20 protein-coding genes are annotated in these 20,245 nt (G+C 62.6%); 14 read left to right on the forward strand and 6 right to left on the reverse strand.

The window, feature by feature from the left end:
- Nucleotides 1–201 precede the first annotated feature (201 nt).
- The gene (gene hutC, locus GJA_RS02870; protein ID WP_038498486.1) at nucleotides 202–903 is read right to left on the reverse strand and encodes a histidine utilization repressor; all 702 of its coding nucleotides are present in this window, start codon (nucleotides 901–903) and stop codon (nucleotides 202–204) included.
- Between the two features lie 248 nt (nucleotides 904–1,151).
- Here hutC and ada point away from each other — a divergent pair, with 248 nt between their 5' ends.
- The 10 genes from ada to GJA_RS02920 all read left to right on the forward strand — a co-directional run bounded on the left by ada (nucleotide 1,152) and on the right by GJA_RS02920 (nucleotide 13,651).
- Complete coding sequence (gene ada / locus GJA_RS02875) at nucleotides 1,152–2,246, forward strand: bifunctional DNA-binding transcriptional regulator/O6-methylguanine-DNA methyltransferase Ada (protein WP_051780203.1); 1,095 nt, start codon at nucleotides 1,152–1,154, stop codon at nucleotides 2,244–2,246.
- A gap of 36 nt (nucleotides 2,247–2,282) precedes the next feature.
- Entirely contained in the window at nucleotides 2,283–3,947 is a 1,665-nt protein-coding gene (locus GJA_RS02880; protein ID WP_242404433.1) for a mechanosensitive ion channel family protein, read from the forward strand.
- Between the two features lie 30 nt (nucleotides 3,948–3,977).
- Nucleotides 3,978–4,613, forward strand: coding sequence for a GNAT family N-acetyltransferase (locus GJA_RS02885; RefSeq protein ID WP_051780204.1), 636 nt, complete (start codon nucleotides 3,978–3,980; stop codon nucleotides 4,611–4,613).
- 193 nt (nucleotides 4,614–4,806) lie between these two features.
- On the forward strand, nucleotides 4,807–6,516 hold the full coding sequence (gene hutU / locus GJA_RS02890) for a urocanate hydratase (protein ID WP_038488584.1): 1,710 nt from the start codon (nucleotides 4,807–4,809) through the stop codon (nucleotides 6,514–6,516).
- A 14-nt stretch (nucleotides 6,517–6,530) separates the two neighbouring features.
- Nucleotides 6,531–8,090 carry a histidine ammonia-lyase gene (hutH, locus tag GJA_RS02895; protein ID WP_038488585.1) on the forward strand — a complete coding sequence of 520 codons (1,560 nt, stop codon included), beginning with the start codon at nucleotides 6,531–6,533 and terminating at the stop codon, nucleotides 8,088–8,090.
- Between the two features lie 31 nt (nucleotides 8,091–8,121).
- Nucleotides 8,122–8,922 (forward strand): N-formylglutamate deformylase, encoded by an 801-nt coding sequence (hutG, locus tag GJA_RS02900; RefSeq protein ID WP_038488586.1) that lies wholly within the window; start codon nucleotides 8,122–8,124, stop codon nucleotides 8,920–8,922.
- On the forward strand, nucleotides 8,919–10,280 hold the full coding sequence (locus GJA_RS02905) for a formimidoylglutamate deiminase (protein WP_038488587.1): 1,362 nt from the start codon (nucleotides 8,919–8,921) through the stop codon (nucleotides 10,278–10,280). The genes hutG and GJA_RS02905 overlap by 4 nt, the downstream gene beginning before the upstream one ends.
- Nucleotide 10,281: 1 nt before the next feature.
- Nucleotides 10,282–10,854 (forward strand): HutD/Ves family protein, encoded by a 573-nt coding sequence (locus tag GJA_RS02910; protein WP_038488589.1) that lies wholly within the window; start codon nucleotides 10,282–10,284, stop codon nucleotides 10,852–10,854.
- Between the two features lie 16 nt (nucleotides 10,855–10,870).
- A complete protein-coding gene (gene hutI / locus GJA_RS02915) occupies nucleotides 10,871–12,103 on the forward strand; it encodes an imidazolonepropionase (RefSeq protein WP_038488592.1) in 1,233 nt (410 codons plus the stop codon).
- 60 nt (nucleotides 12,104–12,163) lie between these two features.
- A complete protein-coding gene (locus tag GJA_RS02920; RefSeq protein ID WP_422567925.1) occupies nucleotides 12,164–13,651 on the forward strand; it encodes a glycine betaine ABC transporter substrate-binding protein in 1,488 nt (495 codons plus the stop codon).
- Between the two features lie 40 nt (nucleotides 13,652–13,691).
- Here the strand turns inward: GJA_RS02920 and GJA_RS28160 are convergent, their stop codons facing one another.
- Together GJA_RS28160 and GJA_RS02930 are read right to left on the reverse strand one after the other, a co-directional pair.
- On the reverse strand, nucleotides 13,692–14,021 hold the full coding sequence (locus GJA_RS28160; RefSeq protein WP_242404434.1) for a hypothetical protein: 330 nt from the start codon (nucleotides 14,019–14,021) through the stop codon (nucleotides 13,692–13,694).
- A 422-nt stretch (nucleotides 14,022–14,443) separates the two neighbouring features.
- The gene (locus GJA_RS02930) at nucleotides 14,444–15,379 is read right to left on the reverse strand and encodes a DMT family transporter (protein WP_038498504.1); all 936 of its coding nucleotides are present in this window, start codon (nucleotides 15,377–15,379) and stop codon (nucleotides 14,444–14,446) included.
- Between the two features lie 174 nt (nucleotides 15,380–15,553).
- On the opposite strand from GJA_RS02930, the gene GJA_RS28465 reads away from it, so the two are divergent.
- Complete coding sequence (locus GJA_RS28465; RefSeq protein WP_277914389.1) at nucleotides 15,554–15,676, forward strand: hypothetical protein; 123 nt, start codon at nucleotides 15,554–15,556, stop codon at nucleotides 15,674–15,676.
- Nucleotides 15,677–15,685: 9 nt separating this feature from the next.
- On the opposite strand, the gene GJA_RS02935 is transcribed toward GJA_RS28465, so the two are convergent.
- Nucleotides 15,686–16,132: an outer membrane lipoprotein gene (locus GJA_RS02935; RefSeq protein WP_038488594.1), complete on the reverse strand. Its 447-nt coding sequence runs from the start codon at nucleotides 16,130–16,132 to the stop codon at nucleotides 15,686–15,688.
- A gap of 147 nt (nucleotides 16,133–16,279) precedes the next feature.
- Nucleotides 16,280–16,711: an Mpo1 family 2-hydroxy fatty acid dioxygenase gene (locus GJA_RS02940; RefSeq protein WP_038488597.1), complete on the reverse strand. Its 432-nt coding sequence runs from the start codon at nucleotides 16,709–16,711 to the stop codon at nucleotides 16,280–16,282.
- Nucleotides 16,712–16,810: 99 nt separating this feature from the next.
- Here GJA_RS02940 and GJA_RS02945 point away from each other — a divergent pair, with 99 nt between their 5' ends.
- Nucleotides 16,811–17,305, forward strand: a complete 495-nt coding sequence (locus tag GJA_RS02945) for a DNA-deoxyinosine glycosylase (RefSeq protein ID WP_038488600.1) — start codon at nucleotides 16,811–16,813, stop codon at nucleotides 17,303–17,305.
- Between the two features lie 12 nt (nucleotides 17,306–17,317).
- A complete protein-coding gene (locus GJA_RS02950; RefSeq protein ID WP_051780207.1) occupies nucleotides 17,318–18,697 on the forward strand; it encodes an MBL fold metallo-hydrolase in 1,380 nt (459 codons plus the stop codon).
- Here GJA_RS02950 and GJA_RS02955 read toward each other — a convergent pair.
- Nucleotides 18,687–19,610 carry a LysR family transcriptional regulator gene (locus GJA_RS02955; RefSeq protein ID WP_051780209.1) on the reverse strand — a complete coding sequence of 308 codons (924 nt, stop codon included), beginning with the start codon at nucleotides 19,608–19,610 and terminating at the stop codon, nucleotides 18,687–18,689. The genes GJA_RS02950 and GJA_RS02955 overlap by 11 nt on opposite strands.
- A 114-nt stretch (nucleotides 19,611–19,724) precedes the next feature.
- Between GJA_RS02955 and GJA_RS02960 the strand changes: the two genes are divergently transcribed.
- Nucleotides 19,725–20,234, forward strand: coding sequence for a GNAT family N-acetyltransferase (locus tag GJA_RS02960; RefSeq protein ID WP_051780211.1), 510 nt, complete (start codon nucleotides 19,725–19,727; stop codon nucleotides 20,232–20,234).
- The last annotated feature ends 11 nt before the right edge of the window (nucleotides 20,235–20,245 follow it).

The following is a 20,245-nucleotide window of genomic DNA, read 5'->3' on the forward strand; positions in this document are numbered from 1 at the left end:
GCAACTATAGCATCGAATTTTTAACGGCAGTGTTAACTTTCGGCCGCTTGTGGCTAGCTGGAAAATCGGCTAATTCTTCCATCATATCGGCCAGTTTTGGTGGTAATTTATAATATTGGGCGAGAATATTTTGGCGCCGGCCTGCTATCGCAGCGATACCGATCGGGCGGCTATCGATGGCGTAGCTGAATTTTGCAAAAATCAGGCAAAGCTGCCGGCGAATTGATAGCGGTGTCCCGGGTGCCACATGGTGGCGACCGACGCCACCTGGCCGTGCGAACGGGTCTGGCGGCGCAGTACGAGACAAGCCTGGCGGGTGTCGATGGCCAGCATTTCGGCGATGTCGCGCGGCGCCGACAGCGCTTCGATGCTGTAGGTGGCGCCTTGCAGCGGCGCGGCCGCCATCAGGTATTCGTTCGGCGTGATGCTGGAAAAATCCTGCACCATGTAATCGGGCGCGCACGCCGGGTTGACCCAGCGGTCCTCGACCTGGATCGGCACGCCGTTTTCAAAATGCACGATCAGCGAATGGAATAATGGCTGTTCCGGGAGCACGCCGAATTGCTTGGCCAGCAAGTCGGACGCCTTGCTGCGCTCCAGCAATTGCAAGCTGCTGCGGTGGATATGGCCGCGGGCGCGGATTTCATCGGCGATGCTCTTGATTTCCAGCAGCGTGGCTTGATATTTTTGTTGCGCGACATAGGTGCCGGAACCCTGGCGCCGGGTCAGTATCTGTTCGGTGGTCAATTCGCGCACGGCGCGGTTGACGGTCATGCGCGACACGCCGAACTGTTGGACCAGCGCTTGTTCGGATGGAATCACATCGCCTTCCTTCCAGCGTCCGCTGGCGATGCCGGCCAGCAGGAAATCCTTGATGCGCTGGAAAATCGGGGTACTGTCCAGTTTAGTGTCTTGCTGCTGACTGTCTGGTTGACTATTTTGTTGATGCTCTTGCGTAATGTGATCGTCCAAGCTGTTCTCCGAAGGCCGCGACGGCCAGACAGCGGCCCAAGTGGCGATTTTATCATTGCCGGCCATCATGAGCTGTCCTGATGGGGGCACGCGATGAATTCAAAAGCAAGAGCCGGAGTGCCGGCCGCCGCCATGTCGCCTATCATGGATGCAATCGGCACAGTCCCAAGGAGTACACCATGCGTCCGCCAAACCAGCTACCCCAGTCACACCAGCCACCCTACCTGAACGACGAGCAGCGCTGGGCTGCGGTGCGGCAGCGCGACAGCCAGGCCGACGGCCAGTTTTATTATTCCGTGCGCAGCACCGGCGTGTATTGCCGGCCCTCTTGCGCTGCGCGGCTGGCGCTGCGCGGCAACGTCGCTTTCCACGACAGCTGCGCGGCCGCCGAACAGGCCGGTTTTCGTCCGTGCCGGCGCTGCAAGCCGGAACAGCCGCCGCTGGCCGAACGGCAGGCCGCGATGGTCGCCGGGATTTGCCGCCTGATCGATGACAGTGAAGACGAGCTCGACCTTGACAGCCTGGCAGCGGCCAGCGGCATCAGCCGTTTTTATTTCCACCGTATTTTCAAGGCGCACACCGGCATCACGCCGAAAGCGTATGCGGCGGCGCGCCGCGGCGAGCGGCTCAAGCACGAACTGGTGCGGGAGCGCAGCATCACCGACGCGATCTACGCGGCCGGCTTTCATTCCAGCGGCCGGTTTTACGCGGCCACGCCGGGCTTGCTGGGCATGACGCCGGGCGCGTTCCGGGCCGGCGGCAGCGGCATGGCGATCCGCTTCGCCATCGGCGCCTGTTCGCTGGGCGCGATCCTGGTGGCCAGCACCGACCAGGGCATTTGCGCGATCCTGATCGACGACGATCCCGAGTTCTTGATCCGCGATTTGCAGGACCGGTTTCCGCACGCCGAATTGCTGGGCGCCGACGCCGCCTACGAACACATCGTCGCGCGCGTGGTCGGGCTGGTGGAAGCGCCCGGCATCGGCCTCGACTTGCCGCTCGACGTGCGCGGCACCGTGTTCCAGCAGCGGGTGTGGCAAGCGCTGCGCGCGATTCCGGCCGGGCGCACCGTCAGCTACGCCGAGCTGGCCGCACTGGTCGGCGCCCCGAAAGGCGCGCGCGCCGTGGCTGGCGCCTGCGCCGCCAATCCGCTGGCGGTGGCGATTCCCTGTCACCGGGTGGTGCGCAACGACGGCGCGTTGTCCGGCTACCGCTGGGGCGTCGAACGCAAGCAGGCGCTGCTGGAGCGGGAGGCGGGCGATAAAAACCGCTGACGGATTTTTATTTGATGGTATTGCATGGCATCATAGATGTCATCGTATAACTATTTCAAATCCGTCATGTTGCCGATTGTTCGCCTGCTCTTCATTTTGCTGATCGCCCTGCTGGCGCCAGTCTCGCACGGCGCCGACGCCGATGCCCTTGCCGCGCCGGTAGCCAGCGCGGTCCCTGCCGAAGCCGCCACCGCGCCGCTGATATTCGCCAACCGGCGCATCTTTACATTCCGCACCACGCTGGCCGGCTATCCGCCGGCGGAGCGCGCCGCCGGCGCGTTGCGGCGCCTGAAAACGGCGCTGGCCAAGGGTGGTCCCATGCAGGCGGAAACCCGCGGCATCCCCGAGGGCAGCCAGGTGCTGCTGGATGGCATGCAGCTGTTCGTCGTGATTCCCGGCGATGTCAACCAGTTGTCCGGCGATACCACGGCCAGCGTCGCGCAAGCCGCCGCCGAACAATTGCGCCTGGCGCTGACCGAGCATCGCGAGCAGGGCAGCTGGCGCTACCTGGCGACGGCCGCCGGCCTGTGCCTGGCCGCGACGCTGGCTTATCTGCTGGTCTTGCGCGGCTTGTCGCGGCTGCACGACTGGGCGGGGCGGCGCAGCGCGGTCTTGCTGGGCAGCCGCTTGCGCGATGTGCGGCTGAAAAACGTGCGCGTGCTCGACGCCGAGCATTACGTGGTGTTCGTGCGCCAGTTGTTCAACCTGGTGCTGTGGTGCTTGCGGCTGATGGCGACGTATGTGTGGGCGGCCTTCGCGCTGGGCCGGATTCCGTACACCCGCAGCTGGGGCGAAAGCTTGAACGGCTATCTGCTCGATATCGCTACGCAGGTCGGGCGCGCCGTGCTCGACGCGGTGCCGGGACTGGTGCTGGTGTTGATCATCGGCGCCATCGCGCGGCTGGTGGCGCTGACGGCGGCCTCGTTTTTCAAGCGCGTCGAAAGCGGCGAATTGAACATCGGCTGGCTGGACCGCGACACGGCGCTGCCGACCCGGCGCATCGTCACGGTGGTGATCTGGCTGTTCGCGCTGGCGATGGCGTATCCGTATCTGCCCGGCTCGCATACCGCCGCGTTCCAGGGCGTGTCGGTGCTGGTCGGCCTGATGGTGTCGATCGGCGCATCGAGCATCGTCGGCCAGGGCGCCAGCGGCTTGATCCTGATGTACACGCGGGCGCTGCGCAAGGGCGAATATGTGCGGGTCGGCGACAGCGAAGGCCCGGTGGCCGAAGTGGGCATGTTCGAGACGCGGCTGCGCACCGGCATGGGCGAGGAGATCGCGCTGCCGAATGCGTGGGTGATGGCGCAAACCACCAGGAATTATTCGCGCGCCCATGCTGGCGCCGGTTTTGTGCTCGACACCACCATCACGGTCGGTTACGGCACGCCGTGGCGCCAGGTGCACGCGATGCTGGAACTGGCCGCCGCGCGCACCGATGACATCGCCGCCACGCCGAAGCCGTACGTGGTGCAACTGGCCTTGCAGGATTATTACGTACAATACCGGCTGGTCGGCTACGCCAGGGCGGAAATGCCGCGCCAGCGGGCCGAGGTGCTGAACCATCTGCACCAGCACATCATCGATGTGTTTAATGAATTCGGCGTGCAAATCATGTCGCCGCATTACCGCAGCGATCCGCCCGAACCGCAGGTGGTGCCGCCCGAAGACTGGCATTTGGCGCCGGCCAAGGCGCCGGACTGATTGAAAATGCTCACTCAATAAAAATACTGAATGAATCACTTACCGGAAAACCTGATGCAAGCCGCGTCGCACAGCCTGGCCGACGCGCTGATAGCCGATCCTTTTTATCGCAGCGTCACGCGGGCTTGCGATGGCGACGAGGCGCGCCGCCTGCAAATGCTGGCCGCGTATTTCGAACTGGCGCTGGTCGAAGGCCGGCAAGTGGGCCGGGTCGACCTGGCCGATGCCGACGGCAGCGGCGCGGCGATCTGGACCACCGATACCGATCCGGCTTTGCGCGCCGCGGCTTATGCGGCGCGCGAACGGGCCTTGCGCGATCTGCTGGGAGCGCAAGGCTACGCCAATTTCAGCGCCATCGTCGACCATATGGAATCCAACCTGGCCGGATGGAACCTGGCATCGGCCTGGTATCTGTCGATCGCCGGCATCCAGTCCGGCGCGCAGGGACGCGGGCTGGGCGCGGCGCTGCTGGCCGGCGGCCTGCACGCCGTCGACCGGGCCGGCGCGGCCTGTTTTCTGGAAACGTATAACCAGCGCAGCCTGCCGTTTTACGGCCGCCTCGGTTTCGAGGCCAGCGCGAAGTTTTTCGAGCCGGTCACGGCCCGCGAGTATTGGCTGATGGTGCGCCAGCCGCGCAGCGGCAATCTTCCCCCTTTGTCCAGGTAAGGAGCAGGCATGAACTTACGCTGTACGCAGGCTTGGCCGGGCGGCAAGCGGGTGCATAAAAAGGAGTCAACCAGGGTCTGAATGTTACATGGCCGCCGACTGCAAAAACGGTTGACTTAGTTGTATAGACAACCTATCCTTGATGTACCGAGGGGCGTTGTGGCGCCCATCCGAACCGATACGAGGAGACAGCATGAGCAATCACAATAGCCTGGACAGCGATCCGCGTTTCGACGCCAGCCGTGAAATCCGCGCCCCGCGCGGCAGCGAGCGGGTCTGCAAAAGCTGGCAAGCCGAAGCCGCTTACCGCATGGTGCAAAACAACCTGGATCCGGAAGTGGCGGAAAACCCGCAACACCTGGTGGTCTACGGCGGCATCGGCCGCGCCGCCCGCAACTGGGCGTGCTTCGACCAGATCCTGGCGTCGCTGCGCGAGCTGGAAGATAACCAGACCCTGCTGATACAGTCCGGCAAACCGGTCGGCGTCTTCCAGACCCATGAAGACGCGCCGCGCGTGCTGATCGCCAATTCCAACCTGGTGCCGAAATGGGCCAACTGGGAACACTTCAATGAACTCGACCGCCAGGGGCTGTTCATGTATGGCCAGATGACGGCCGGCAGCTGGATCTATATCGGCACCCAGGGCATCGTGCAAGGCACTTACGAAACCTTTGCCGAAGCCGGGCGCCAGCATTTCGGCGGCGACTGGGGCGGGCGCTGGATACTGACGGCAGGCCTGGGCGGCATGGGCGGCGCGCAGCCGCTGGCTGCGACCATGGCCGGCGCCGTGTCGCTCAATATCGAATGCCAGCAAAGCAGCATCGACTTCCGCTTGCGCACCCGCTACCTCGACAAGCAGGCGGCCAGCCTGGACGACGCGCTGGCGCTGGTCAAATACCACACCGAACGCAAGGAAGCGATATCGATCGGCTTGCTGGGCAACGCCGCCGAGCTGCTGCCGGAGCTGGTCAGGCGCGCCAGGGAAGGGGGGCTGGTGCCGGACCTGGTCACCGACCAGACCTCGGCGCACGACCTGCTCAACGGCTATTTGCCGCGCGGCTGGAGCGTGTCGGACTGGAAGGCCGCGCAGCAAGACCCGGAACGCCACGCGCGGCTGGCCCAGGCCGCCGCCGATTCCTGCGCCGCGCACGTGCAGGCGATGCTCGACTTCCATGCGATGGGCGTCAAGACCGTCGATTACGGCAACAACATTCGCCAGGTCGCGTTCGACCAGGGCGTGGCGAACGCCTTCGATTTTCCCGGCTTCGTGCCGGCCTATATCCGCCCGCAATTTTGCGAAGGGCGCGGCCCGTTCCGCTGGGTGGCCCTGTCCGGCGATCCGGAAGATATCTACAAGACCGACGCCAAGATCAAGGAACTGTTCCCGGAACATAAGCAAGTGCACCACTGGCTGGACATGGCGCGCGAGCGCATCGCCTTCCAGGGCTTGCCGGCGCGGATCTGCTGGCTGGGACTGGGCGAGCGCCACCTCGCCGGACTGGCGTTTAACGAGATGGTGCGCAACGGCGAATTGAAGGCGCCGATCGTGATCGGCCGCGACCATCTGGACACCGGCTCGGTGGCCAGCCCGAACCGCGAAACCGAAAGCATGAAGGACGGCACCGATGCGGTGTCCGACTGGCCGCTGCTGAACGCCATGCTGAACACCGCCGGCGGCGCGACCTGGGTCTCGCTGCACCATGGCGGCGGGGTCGGCATGGGTTACTCGCAGCATGCCGGCATGGTGATCGTCGCCGACGGCAGCGAAGGCGCGGCCAAACGGCTGGCGCGGGTGCTGGTCAACGACAGCGGTTCCGGCGTGATGCGCCATGCCGACGCCGGTTATGAAACGGCCGCCGACTGCGCCAGGCGCAACGGCCTGATACTCCCTATGGTCAAGTAAAACAGAAAGCGAACATGAAACAGAACGACTCTGGCTGGACCCTGAAACCCGGTGCGATGACGCTGGCCGATTTGCGCGCCGCGTGGGCCGCGCCGGCCAGACTGACCTTGGCGCCGCAAGCCTACGGCGTGATCGAGGCGTCGGCCGCCGCCGTGCAAGCCATCGTCGCCAAGGGCGATGCGGCTTACGGCATCAACACCGGTTTCGGCTTGCTGGCCAAGACCCGCATCCCGGATGAAAAGCTGGAGCAGCTGCAGCGCAACCTGATCTTGTCGCACTCGGTCGGCACCGGCGAATTGCTGTCCGACGCGGTGGTGCGGCTGATCATGCTGATGAAGATCGGCAGCCTGGCGCGCGGTTATTCCGGCGTGCGTCCGCTGATCGTCGATACCCTGATCGCGCTGTACAACGCCGGCATCATGCCGGCGATTCCGGCCAAGGGGTCGGTCGGCGCCTCGGGCGACCTGGCGCCGCTGTCGCATATGACGCTGGCGATGCTGGGCGTCGGCCAGGTGCGCGTCGACGGCAAGCTGCTGCCGGCGCAACAGGCGCTGCAAGCGGCCGGCATTACGCCGGTGGTGCTGGCCGCCAAGGAAGGGCTGGCGCTGATCAACGGCACGCAAGTGTCGAACGGGCTGGCGCTGCATGGCTTGTTCATGGCCGAGCGCCTGCTGGAAGCGGCGCTGGTCACCGGCGCCTTGTCGCTCGACGCGGCCAAGGGCAGCGATGCGCCGTTCGACGCGCGGGTGCACGCGGTGCGCGGCCAGCCGGGCCAGATCGCGGCGGCCTCGATGTACCGCCAGTTGGTGGCGCACAGCGCGATCCGCGCCTCGCACCTGGAAGGCGACGAGCGGGTGCAAGACCCGTACAGCCTGCGCTGCCAGCCGCAAGTGATGGGCGCCTGCCTCGACATCCTGGGCAATGCCGGCCGCACGCTGCTGATCGAAGCGAACGCCGTCACCGACAATCCATTGATCTTCCCGGACAGCGGCGCGGGACTGGCCGAAATCGTCTCGGGCGGTAATTTCCACGCCGAGCCGGTGGCGTTCGTGGCCGACTCGCTGGCGCTGGCGATCGCCGAAATCGGCGCCCTGGCCGAGCGCCGCATCGCGCTGCTGATCGACGCCACCTTGTCCGGCTTGCCGCCATTCCTGGTGCGCGACCCGGGCGTCAATTCCGGCTTCATGATCGCCCACGTGACGGCCGCCGCGCTGGCGTCCGAAAACAAATCGCTGGCGCATCCGGCCAGCGTCGACAGCCTGCCGACTTCCGCCAACCAGGAAGACCACGTCAGCATGGCGACGTTCGCGGCGCGCCGCCTGGACGACATGGCGCACAATACCGCCGTCATCGTCGGCATCGAATTGCTGGCGGCGGCCCAGGGCATCGATTTCCACCGGCCGTTGAAAACCTCGCCGCACCTGGAGCATGTGCACCAGCAATTGCGCCAGCAGGTGCCGTTCTTCGATACCGACCGTTTCTTCGCGCCGGATATCGAAGTGGCCAAGCAAATGGTGTTGCAGGGCGAATTGAGCGCCTCCTGCAAAAACCTGTTTGCGCCGCTGTACGCTTGAAAAGAAAAGACAAAAACCGGGAGACATCACCATGGATTTTCGATTTACGCAGGGCTGCATTCCCTTGCTGGTATCGATGCCGCACGTCGGCACCGATATCCCGGACGACATCGCGGCCCGCATGACGTCGCAAGCGCTGCTGAAGGCCGACACCGACTGGCATCTGGTCGCCCTGCATGAGTTCCTGGCCGGGATGGGCGCGTCGACACTGTCGGCGCGCTGGTCGCGTTATGCGATCGACCTGAACCGGCCGCGGGAAAACACCAACCTGTATCCGGGCCAGGACACCACCGGCCTGTGCCCGGTCGACACCTTTCACCGCGAACCGCTGTACCAGCCGGGCCAGGCGCCGGACGAGGCGGAAGTGCAGCGCCGTCTGGCACTGTATTGGCAACCGTACCACCAGCAACTGCGGGCCGAGCTGGACCGCATGCTGGCCATCCACGGCCGGGTGGTGCTGTGGGATGCGCATTCGATCGCGTCGGTGGTGCCGCGTTTCTTCGACGGCAAGCTGCCCGACCTGAACTTCGGCACTGCCGACGGCGCCAGTTGCGCGCCCGGCCTGCAGCAGGCGGTGACCGGCATGGCATTGGCGCAGCAGCGGTTGACCGTTGCGGTGAATGGCCGTTTCAAGGGCGGCCACATCACGCGCCATTACGGCCAGCCGTCCTCCAACGTGCATGCGATCCAGCTGGAGATGTGCCAGTCGCTGTACATGGATGAAACGGCGCCGTTCGCTTATCGTCCCGATTTGGCTGCGCAGGTGCAGGGTTTGCTGCGCCGGATGATGCAGGCGGCGGCTGATTGGGCCGTGGCTGGCGGTCATCCGTGACGGCGCTGTTTGCGCGCCACGCGCTGCTGCCGGACGGCTGGGCCAGCGACGTGCTGCTGGAGTGGAACCGGCAGGGCGACCTGACCGGCGTCAGCGCGGGAGCCGTCGCGCCGGCCGCCGTCGAGCAGGCCGAATATGTCTTGCCGGGCATGATCAACCTGCATTCGCACGCGTTCCAGCGCGCGCTGGGCGGCTTGACCGAAAAGGCCGGCGACAGTCCGGACAGTTTCTGGACCTGGCGCGACCTGATGTACCGCTTCGCCCGCAATATCACGCCCGACCATATCGAGGCGATCGCGGCGCAACTGTTTTCCGAATGCCTGCGCCACGGTTATACGGCGGTGTGCGAATTTCACTATGTGCAGCGCGATCCGCACGGCGCGCTGTACGCCAATCCGGCTGAAACCGCCGAACGGGTGATCGCGGCGTCGCGCCTGTCCGGCATCGGCATCACGATGCTGCCGGTGCTGTACAGTTATTCCGGTTTTGGCGAAACCCCGCTGAAACCGGAACAAGCCCGCTTCAGGACCGACGTCGCGGATCTGCTGTCCATCGTCGAGGCGCTGGAGCCGCTGCGCGACGGCCAGACCGAAGTCGGCGTGGCGCCGCATTCGCTGCGCGCCGCCTCGGCGGCGCACATCAATCAATTGCTGGCCGCCTTGCCGGCCGAGCGGCCGGTACATATCCATATCGCCGAACAGCAGCAGGAAGTGGCGCAATCGGTGAACTGGAGCGGCCGCCGGCCGGTGCAATGGCTGCTGGAACAAGTGAAGGTCGATGCGCGCTGGTGCCTGGTGCATGCGACCCATTTGCTGCCCGATGAAGTGGCGGCACTGGCGGCCAGCGGCGCGGTGGCCGGGCTGTGTCCGACCACCGAGGCCAACCTCGGCGACGGCCTGTTTCCGCTGGCTGACTTTATCCATGCCGGCGGCCGTTTCGGCATCGGCAGCGACAGCCATATTTCGCAGGGAGCGGTGGAAGAATTGCGCTGGCTGGAATATGGCCAGCGGCTGCATCAGCAGCGCCGCAATGTCGCCAGCAGCGGCAAGATACGCAACGTCGGCGATTTCTTGTGGCGGGGCGCCTTGCAGGGCGGCGCGCAAGCGTCCGGCCGCCGGCTGGGTGCGCTGGCCGTGGGCAAACGGGCCGACCTGATCGTGCTCGACGCCGACCATCCGAATCTGCACGGCGTGGCGATCGACGATGTATTGGGCAGCTTTATTTTTTGCGGCAACGACAACCTGGTCGCCGACGTGCTGGCCGGCGGCCAGTGGCTGGTGCGTGGACAGCGCCATGTGGCGCAGCAAGCCATCACGGCGCGCTACAAGGCGACGCTGGCCCAATTGCGAAAGTTTTGAGATGGCCAGACTGATTCCTCATGCAAGTTTACTGCCCGCGGCGTGGAAGAACGGCGCCGGCAGCACCACGGAAATCGCGGTCTTCCCGGACGGCGCGGGTTTCGACGATTTCGACTGGCGCATCAGCCTGGCGACCATCGCCCAAAGCGGGCCGTTTTCGGTATTTCCCGGCATCGACCGCAGCCTGATGCTGGTCGATGGCGACAGCGTCGCGCTGACGCTCGATGGCGAGCGCAGGGTAGCGTTGTCGGCCGCACAGCCGCTGCTGTGGTTTCCCGGCGAAGCGGCGGTGACGGCCGACGTAACATCGGCGACTACCGACTTCAATGTGATGACGCGGCGCAGCCGCTGCCGCCATCAGCTGGAGCGGGTGATCTTGCCGGCCCGGCTGGCCAGGCGCAGCGGCACCACGCTGTTATTTTTGGCCGATGGCGGGCGCGCCGAGCTGCGCGGCGGTGCTGGGCACTTTACGCTGGGCCGCTACGATGCGCTGTTGCTGGACGCGGCGGATGCGCCCGAATGGACAATCGACGCGGCAGCCGGCACGCTGTTCGTGGCCGACCTGATGACTTGAAGACGAGGCAGCGCTGATGCACCACTGGGACACTCTGGTTAACAACGTTCACCTGGCGACGATGGCCGGGGGGTACGGCGAAATCCCTGACGGCGCGATCGCCGTCAAGGATGGCCGCATCGCCTGGCTGGGCCGCCAGGCCGATCTGCCCCACCATGACTACACCGGCCAGGTCATCGACGGGCAGGGCTGCTGGCTGACGCCGGGCTTGATCGATTGCCACACCCATATCGTCCACGCCGGCAACCGCAGCGATGAGTTCGAGGCGCGCCTGAACGGCGCCAGCTATGAAGACATCAGCAAGGCAGGCGGCGGCATCATGTCGACGGTGCGCGCGACCCGCGCCGCCAGCGACGCCGAGTTGCTGGCGCAAAGCTTGCCGCGCATCCTCAGCCTGCTGGCCGAAGGCGTGACGACGCTGGAAATCAAGTCCGGTTATGGCTTGTCGCTGGAATCGGAAGCCAAGATGTTGCGCGTGGCGCGCCAGGTCGCCGGCCTGCTGCCGGTGACGGTGTCCACCAGTTTCCTCGGCGCGCATGCGCTGCCGCCGGAATATGCCGGCCGCGCCGACGATTACATCACCTTGGTGTGCGAGGTGATGCTGCCGGTCCTGGTGCGCGACGGCCTGGTCGATGCGGTCGACGCCTTTTGCGAACGGATCGGCTTTTCAGCCGCGCAAACCGAACGGGTGTTCCGCGCCGCGCAACAACTGGGGATACCGGTCAAGCTGCATGCCGAACAACTGTCCGACCAGGGCGGCAGCGCATTGGTGGCATCCTACGGCGGCTGGTCGGCCGATCACCTGGAATACCTGTCCGACGCCGGTATCGCGGCGATGGCGCGGCATGGCACGGTCGCCGTGCTGCTGCCGGGCGCCTATTATTTTTTGCGCGAGACCAGGCAGCCGCCGGTCGCCGCCTTGCGCGCGGCCGGCGTGCCGATCGCGCTGTCGACCGATTGCAATCCCGGCACGTCGCCGCTGACCTCGTTGCTGCTGACGATGAATCTGGCGTGCACGCTGTGGCGCTTGAGACCGCAAGAAGCGCTGGCCGGCTGTACCGTCCACGCGGCGCGGGCGCTCGGCTTGCAACATGAGACAGGAACCTTGGAGGTCGGGAAACGGGCCGATTTTGCGCTGTGGAAAATTGCCCGGCCGGCGGATTTGTCGTATGCAATCGGCTTGAATCCCTGCCGCGGCGTAATGCATGGCGGCGTCTGGCGCTCAGCGGTGGTAAGCTTGCCAGCCTGACCAATCGATCCCGGAGTATGCGTGCGCGCTCAACCCGACGCTGGAAATACCGCCGGCTCCTTGTTTTTCCTGCTGTTTAGCTTGTTTTTCTGGTGCGGCAGCGCTGCCGCAGCCGACAGCGGCACCTTGAAGATAGGCTCGAAGCGCTTTACCGAATCCTATATCCTGGGTGAAATCCTGACCCAAACGGCCGCGCCGGTGGTCAAGGTCGAACACCGCCAGGGCCTCGGCAATACCGCCATCGTGCTGGCTGCTTTGCAAGCCGGCAATATCGATGTGTATGCCGAATACATGGGCACCATCAACAGCGAAATCCTGAAACACGATACACCGGCCACGCTCGACCAGGTGCGGCGCGAACTGGCGCCGCTCGGCCTCGGCGTGGCGGTGCCGCTGGGCTTCAACAATACCTATGCGCTGGCGATGCGCAAGGACGCCACCCAGCGCAGCCTGGCCGACCTGGCGCAATCGCCCGGATTGAAATTTGGCCTGTCGCATGAATTCATCGGCCGGGTCGATGGCTGGCCCGGGCTGGCCAAACGCTACGGCTTGCTGCAGCGGCCGAGCGGCCTGGATCACGGCATCGCCTACGAGGCGCTGGCCCAGCGCCAGGTCGATGTGATCGATATCTATTCGACCGACGCCAAGATCAGCCAGTACGGCTTGCGCGTGCTGGACGACAACCAGGGATATTTCCCGCGCTACGATGCGATGCTGCTGTACCGGCTGGATTTGCCGCGGCGTTTCCCCGCCGCATGGACGGCGCTGCAAACGCTGGCAGGGCGCATCAGCGCCAACGACATGATCGGGCTGAACGCCGCCGTCGAAATCGACGGCAAGAGTTTCGCCGGCGTCGCCAAAAACTGGCTGGCGGCCGGTGGCACGGCGCCAGCCGCGGCCGGCACGCCAGCCGCCAGGCGCGGCTTGCTGGCCAAGATCTTCGACGACAGCCTGTGGAGCATGACGCGCCAGCACATCACGCTGGTGCTGCTGTCGGTCGGCCTGGCCTGCGCGATCGGCATTCCGCTGGGCGTCATGGCGGCCTTCCTGCCGCGTTTGCGGCAAAGCGTGCTGGCGCTGGTCGGCGTGCTGCAAACGGTGCCGTCGCTGGCGCTGCTGGCGATCCTGATCCCGGTATTGGGCATGATCGGCACGGTGCCGGCGCTGATCGCGCTGTTTGTGTATGCGCTGCTGCCGATCGTGCGCAACACCTGCACCGGCATCTTGCAAGTGCCGCAAGGCTTGCGGCTGGCCGCGCTGGCGCTGGGCTTAAGCCGCCGCGACCGTTTGCTGTATGTCGACCTGCCGCTGGCCTTGCCGGTGATATTGGCCGGCGTCAAGACAGCGGCGGTGATGAGCGTCGGCACCGCCACCATCGCCGCCTTCATCGGCGCCGGCGGTTATGGCGAACGCATCACGATTGGGCTGGCGCTGAACGACAACGATATGTTGCTGGCCGGTGCGATACCGGCCGCCTTGCTGGCGCTGCTGACGCAAGGATTGTTTGAAATGATCGAGCGCTGGGCGATCCACGGCCCGCGCCGCTAGTCCATCGATGGATGCGAGGCCAGGCAGGCCCGCGAGGCCGTCACAGCGAGTGCAGCTTGGAACGCACGGTGACGACGGCCTTGTGTAATATTTTTTCCGCTTGAAAATCATTCTCGCGTTGCGCCGCAATGGCTTGCAAGTCGCGCGTGTAGCGTTCCAGCCGCGACCGCAGATACGCCCGGTACAGCAATACGGTGAGGGATTTGGCCGATGTTTTCATGGGCAGGCTCCTGACGGATGTCGATGCGCCATTTTCTGTGAGCGCCGCCGCTTCGCCTTTGCGAAAGATCAATTCACGCGCATGCGCAAAAAAGCCGCTGTTTCGGCAAAGCTTGAGGCCACGCAAATGCCGAACGATGAAAACTGCCACACTGGATTTTCGTCTTGGGCACATTGTTCGCCCCATCCGCCATTGCGGCATGCATCGAGCCTGCCGCGCGAGGAGATATGCATATGTTTGTCGCTATTACTTTTGTCAGCTGCGTGGCTTGTATCAAGGCGTATCAACTGTGGATCAAACCCCGGCGCGAAGCCGGCGAGGCGAGTGCTGCACCGCCGTGTGTTGGCATGCTGGGAGGGTTAATTGAGCCCCGCAAATAATTCAAAAAGCACGCCGGGTAACACCTGGTAACCCTATGCATGCCAATTGTAAGGTCGGGTAAGCAATTGTAAAGTAGCGCCAGTTCAAATAATCGACGGAGTATATTGAAATCGTTGATTCAATCTCCCCTCCCACTTGACAATGGGTTGCCCACGATCCGCTAGCTCGTGGGTTTTTTTTGCCTGTGAACCTCAGGCTTCCACGGCGGTATTGGCGACAGCCGTCTTGCGCGGCGCCGGATTATTCGCCTTGAGCGCCCATGCCACGCTGGACAGGCACAAGATCATGCCGGCCCATTCGCTCGGTCCTGGCCGGTAATGCTCCATCTGGATCGACAATAAAACCGAAATGACAGGCGTTACGACGCCGATATACACGGCTTTTTGCGAACCGATACGGTCGATCAGGGTGAAATAAGCGTTGAAAGCGATCACCGATCCAAAAATCGCCAGGTAAAACAGGCCGGCCCAATAACTGGGCCTGGACGGCAATTGCCATGGCTGGCCGGTGATGGTGGCCCACACCGCCACCATCAGGCTGCCCCAGAACATTGCCCACGCCATGGTCAGCATCACATTCGACGAATGCTGGCGCACCTTGACCACCAGCACGTTGCCAACCGAACTGGAAATGGTCGCAACCATCGCCAAACTAAAGCCCAGCAAGAAATGACCGCTGCCGCCGTGGATGATTTCCTTCCAGGCCGACGCAATGGAGTGATAAAACAACAGTGTCACGCCGCACATCGCCACCGTTGCCGCGCACCAGGTGCGCCAGGTCAGCGGCGTGCCAAAGGCGATGCGGCTGCAAATCGGATTCCAGAACACCATCAGCGCAAACAAGACGCTGACCAGCGCGGACACCAGATATTGCTCGGAACCATAAGTACACACATAGCTGAGGGCGAAGGTGGCAAACCCTTGCAACATCATCCAGTACTGGGTTTTCCAGGACAGGCGCAAGCGGTCGCCGCGGAAATAACATAAGGCGAACAGCGCGGCCGAGGCCAGGCCGAAACGGTACACCACCGATATCGCGGGCGCGACTTCGCCGAGTTGCAAGGTGATGGCAAAAAAAGTGGAACCCCAGATCAGGGAGGCAATAAGGAAGAGGAGAGGAGATGACATATGGCAAGTATACGTGTTTTTTGGCTCGCCGATGCCGTGGCTGCCAATCACCTTGCCGTTGCGATGTTTAGTTTGAGCAAGCTCAGGAAATTAACATAAGAACACTATTTTGCCATCATATCAATTATTATTAATTATGCAATTTGTTATCCGGGGCCATTTGAAAGGCACGCCATGAGCATGACACTGAAGGTCAAGATCATCATAGTGATTGCTTACACCGCCGCCAGTACTGTGCTGGCGATCGATGTTATCTCGCCGTCAGCCTTGCCGGTGGCGGCAAGGCTGTTCGGCTGACCGGCGGGATTAATGCGTGACGCGGGTTTTGCGGCCGTCGGACAGCAAACGTACACGCTCGCCCGGACGGAATGCTTCGTCAGCATCTTGCACGATAGAACGCAATTCGCCGTTATCCAGGCGTACCGTGATTTCAAAACCAGGTTTGTTGTTCACGTTCGCTTCGACGTTTTGGCCGACCGCGCCGCCGGCGATCGCGCCAATGATGCTGGTGGCGATCGAACCCTTGCCGCCGCCAACGGTCGAGCCGGCCAAGCCGCCCAGGGCCGCGCCAGCCAGCACGCCGGTGCCGCTGGAGCCTTTATCGATCGTCACCTGGCGCACCGATTCCACCGTGGCAAGGCGAACCGATTGCTCGCTTTGCGCCTGGCGGGTGGTGTAGACAGTGTTCGAATTCGGTGCGACAGCGCAACCGGCAAGAGTGGAAATCAGGGCGATGGTGATCAGTGCTTTCATGCTTAACTCCAATGGACAAAATTTTTATATGGCTGCCGATTGCGTCGATCGGAAGGCTGGCTGTGAAATAATTATAGACTGCACTATTTTGCTCTGATAACTAATTAGTAAGGAACTGTTACTGTCAGGATAGTTGTTCTTTTGAAATCAATAACTGATTCTCAGGCGCCGGTACAAAAAACTCAGTACGAACAGCGGCCCGATCAGCAGAAAGCGCACATCGTCGAAAAACGACGGTTTTTTGCCTTCTATCTTATGGCCGATGAACTGGCCTATCCAGGCCAGCACAAAAATCCCCAGCGACAGCGGCAACACGATTTCCGGCGGCGACAGCAGCAGCAAACCCAGCATGACCAGCGCCATCAGCAGCATGCCGGCCGCAAACGGTTTCGACAGTTTGTAATAGTAATACAGTGCGGCCGCGCTTGTCGCCAGCGTGAGTAACGGATGTATGCTCCACAACAAACCCAGTAAAGCAAACACGATTGCCGGCACGCAAACGAAATGGATCAATTCATTGGTCGGATTCGCGTGATTTTCACGGTATTGCAACAGCAGGCTATCGATGGTGCGAGGCATGGCAAGTCTCCATCATTGATTATTTTGCATTGCCTTAAATTCTACACCGTAATTTTTGCCATGCTCGTATCGCTAGCCTGTCCGGTAAAATGGCGGCCTATGCCGAACCACTCCCCTACTTCCCTGACTGGCCTGGCGCCAGTCGTCGCGTCGAATACCCGCATCTTGATACTGGGCAGTTTCCCCGGTGCGGCATCGCTGGCGGCGCAGCAGTATTACGCGCATCCGCGCAATCAGCTGTGGCCGATTATGTCGGTCTTGACAGGTGAGGCGCTAACGGCGCTGCCGTATGCCGAGCGCCTGCCGCGATTGTTATCGCACGGTTTCGGTTTGTGGGATGTGCTGGGCGCGTGTCAGCGCGAGGGCAGTCTCGATTCCGCCATTCGCCATCCCGCCGCCAATGATTTTGCGCGCTTGCGGGTATTGTGTCCGCTGCTGGAAACGGTCGGCTTTAATGGCCAGACGTCCGGCAAGTTTGCACCGCAATTTGCCGGGCAGGGCTACCGGACGCTGGTGCTGCCGTCGACCTCGCCGGCCCATGCGACGCTGTCGTTCGAACAAAAGCTGGCGCTGTGGCGCCAGCTCGTGACGTAATTTATAGAATCCATGACTTTAAAAATATCCAGAATCCTGCACGCAGGCTACGTGTTCGAGTGCGACGATACGCTGATCGCGTTCGACCCGATTTTCGAAAATCCCTTCAGCCGCAATTGTCATGCTTTTCCCGCAGTCCGCTTCGATCACGAACAGATCCGCAAGGTGCGTTTTTCCGCCGTGTTCATTTCGCATTTTCACGACGATCATTGCTCGCTCGACAGCCTGGATTTTCTGGATCGCAATACGCCGATCTATCTTTATTGTCTGTTCGAGGAACTGTTCGCCATGGTCAGGGAGCTGGGCTTCGTCAACGTCTACCAGTTGCAAACCAACGTCGCTGTCCATGTCGGACCGTTCGAGATTTATTCGCGCGAAGCCTTGGATGCGGATGTCGATTCCATGTTACAGATCAAGGCAGCGGGCGTGAATGTCCTCAACGTCGTCGATTCGTGGATAGCCCCCGCGACACTGTCCGCGCTGGTGCGGGAGGCGCCGTGGGACATGGTGCTGTGGCCATTCCAGACCATGCGCGAAATTGAAGTGTTGTCGCCGTCCAGGAATCCCGCTACGCCGCCGGAATTGCCGGCCGACTGGATCGAGCAACTGAAGGTATTGAATCCGAGATATGTGGTGCCCAGCTCTTGCCAATTCCTGCAGGAATCATGGTCCTGGTATAACCACGCCTTCTTTCCGATTACTTACCGGCAGTTCCAGCAAGAGGTGAGCGCCGCGCTGCCGGCTGCGCAGGTGCTCAGGTTGAATCCCTCGGTATCGGTGACGCTGGATCGCCAGTCGTTGCAGGCGGCGCCTGCGCTGAGCTGGGTTGTGCCTGTCGGCGAGCAAGATGTCGATTATCGCTACGATGGCAATGCCACGCCGCCGCGTACCGCCGACATCGCCTGTCATTTCCCGCCGCTGACGGAAGCGCAGACCGAGCGGGTGATGGATTACTGTCAGGCTGGTATGCTGGAAGCCTATCGCCAAACGGAACTTGCGCCAGACAGTTTTTTCGGGAAAACCCGCGTCTGGCGCTTATCGGTGTATGACCATGCAGGGATAGCCACGCATTTCCGCTACCGGCTGGACGGCGCTGACATGGTAGCGGCGGCCGATGAAGGGGAGGGTTTGTCCTGGACTACCGAAGTTCCGGTCGCGAAGTTGTATGCGGCCCTGGAACTGGGCGAATCGCTGACCTCGATGTATATGCGCATCAACGATGCGGTGTTCGATGCCGAGACGGAACAGGACTTGGAATGGGCGGAGGTGGTCGATGATCCGTTGATACGCTGTCTGTTTAACGATGTATTCGGTGCTTACCAGGCTGCGCAGTTACGCCGGATAAAGGCGTGCCGATCTTTAAGATGCGCCCAAGACCCGGTCAAGCGCTGAGCGGCACAATATTCAGCAATTCCTGGCGCATCCATGCATGGGCATCGGTGCGCAAATAATTGCTGTGGCAATACACTTTGATGGCGTAGGGCGGGATCGCGAACGGCGCCTGGTAGATGCTGACCGGGGCCGCCGCGCTCAGCGTCTGCGCCGCCTGGCGCGGAATGGTCATGATCAGTTCGCTACCGGCGATGATGAACGGCGCGGCCAGCACCGTCGGCAGGTGCAGGCTGACTTCGCGCTTCAGCGCGAGCCCATCCAGCACATGGTCGACCATGCCGCGGGTTTCATTCCATGGCGTCACCACGGCATGCCGTTCTTGCAGATAATTGTCCAGCGTCAGTGATCCCCGTATGCGCGGATGATGGCGGCTGGCGATGACCACGTAATCGTCGCTCAGCCAGTCGAAGTCTTCCACGCCGTCCGGCAAGGGATCGCGTTCTTCGCTATAACCCAGTGCAAAGTCGATGCGGCCGGCCGCCAGTTCTTCGATCGACACTTTTCGGCTGGAATAGATGATGCGGATGTGCACCTGCGGCGCCACGATGTGCAGCCGCGCGATCAGGCTGGGCAGCACGGCGAAGGTGGTGTAGTCGGTGGCCGAGAAAACGAAGGTGCGCTGGCTGGTCGCGGGATCGAAGCCGTGGCTCGCGCTGATACTGTCTTGCAACAGTTTCAAGGCGCCGGCAATCGGCGTCGCCATCTGTTCGGCACGCACGGTCGGCTGCATGCGCTGGCCCTGGCGCACGAATAATTCATCGCCCAGCGTGCTGCGCAGCCGCGCCAGCGCGTGGCTGAACGCGGACGCGCTCATCGCCAGTTCATGGGCGGCGCCGGTAACCGAGCGCCGCCGGTACAGCGCATCGAAGACGGGTAAGAGATTCAGGTCGAGGCGACGCAGGTCGGGATGCATGGTTTTCATTATATTATGAAATAAATGCACTGGATGCAGTATCGTCGCGGCGCTATGATACTTTCTGTTACGCCACCTTCAGCGTAAGCCCCATCGATCATCAGGAGTGTTATTGTGAGTATTCAAATCCGCGACGCGGTACAAGCGGACGCAGCGCTTATCCTTGGTTTCATCACCGAATTGGCCATTTACGAAAAGGCGGAGCACGAAGTCGTGGCCAGCCTGGCCGATATCGAACACAGCCTGTTTGCCGCCGGCGCCACCGCCCGCGCGCTGATTTGCAGCATCGACGGCAAGCCGGCCGGCTTTGCCGTGTATTTCTTCAGCTATTCCACCTGGCTGGGCCGCAAGGGCCTGTACCTGGAAGATTTATATGTATCGCCCGAGCATCGCGGCGCCGGCGCCGGTAAATTATTGCTGGGCCACTTGGCTTGCTTGGCGCGGGATAGCGGTTGCGGCCGCTTTGAATGGAGCGTGCTGGACTGGAATGAACCGGCGATCCAGTTTTACCGCGCCATCGGCGCCACCGCGCAAGATGAATGGGTGCGCTACCGTATCGCCGGCGATGCCTTGGTGCAATTTGCCGATGAGCATGCCAAGCTGGCCGGTTCGCTCCACGCTTGACAGCCTGCTGG

The organism is Janthinobacterium agaricidamnosum NBRC 102515 = DSM 9628 (genome assembly GCF_000723165.1).
Classification (GTDB): Bacteria; Pseudomonadota; Gammaproteobacteria; order Burkholderiales; family Burkholderiaceae_D; genus Janthinobacterium; species Janthinobacterium agaricidamnosum.

What these genes read in the sequence shown, in the direction of transcription:
- GJA_RS02945 (WP_038488600.1), top strand. Translation starts at nt 16,811, where the DNA reads ATGCCGAACCACTCCCCTACTTCCCTGACTGGCCTGGCGCCAGTCGTC.
- GJA_RS02935 (WP_038488594.1), bottom strand. Translation starts at nt 16,132, where the DNA reads ATGAAAGCACTGATCACCATCGCCCTGATTTCCACTCTTGCCGGTTGC.
- hutH (WP_038488585.1), top strand. Translation starts at nt 6,531, where the DNA reads ATGAAACAGAACGACTCTGGCTGGACCCTGAAACCCGGTGCGATGACG.
- ada (WP_051780203.1), top strand. Translation starts at nt 1,152, where the DNA reads ATGCGTCCGCCAAACCAGCTACCCCAGTCACACCAGCCACCCTACCTG.
- GJA_RS02930 (WP_038498504.1), bottom strand. Translation starts at nt 15,379, where the DNA reads ATGTCATCTCCTCTCCTCTTCCTTATTGCCTCCCTGATCTGGGGTTCC.
- hutG (WP_038488586.1), top strand. Translation starts at nt 8,122, where the DNA reads ATGGATTTTCGATTTACGCAGGGCTGCATTCCCTTGCTGGTATCGATG.
- GJA_RS02885 (WP_051780204.1), top strand. Translation starts at nt 3,978, where the DNA reads ATGAATCACTTACCGGAAAACCTGATGCAAGCCGCGTCGCACAGCCTG.
- GJA_RS02950 (WP_051780207.1), top strand. Translation starts at nt 17,318, where the DNA reads ATGACTTTAAAAATATCCAGAATCCTGCACGCAGGCTACGTGTTCGAG.
- GJA_RS02940 (WP_038488597.1), bottom strand. Translation starts at nt 16,711, where the DNA reads ATGCCTCGCACCATCGATAGCCTGCTGTTGCAATACCGTGAAAATCAC.
- hutU (WP_038488584.1), top strand. Translation starts at nt 4,807, where the DNA reads ATGAGCAATCACAATAGCCTGGACAGCGATCCGCGTTTCGACGCCAGC.
- GJA_RS28465 (WP_277914389.1), top strand. Translation starts at nt 15,554, where the DNA reads ATGAGCATGACACTGAAGGTCAAGATCATCATAGTGATTGCTTACACC.
- hutI (WP_038488592.1), top strand. Translation starts at nt 10,871, where the DNA reads ATGCACCACTGGGACACTCTGGTTAACAACGTTCACCTGGCGACGATG.
- GJA_RS02880 (WP_242404433.1), top strand. Translation starts at nt 2,283, where the DNA reads ATGTCATCGTATAACTATTTCAAATCCGTCATGTTGCCGATTGTTCGC.
- GJA_RS02955 (WP_051780209.1), bottom strand. Translation starts at nt 19,610, where the DNA reads ATGCATCCCGACCTGCGTCGCCTCGACCTGAATCTCTTACCCGTCTTC.
- GJA_RS02910 (WP_038488589.1), top strand. Translation starts at nt 10,282, where the DNA reads ATGGCCAGACTGATTCCTCATGCAAGTTTACTGCCCGCGGCGTGGAAG.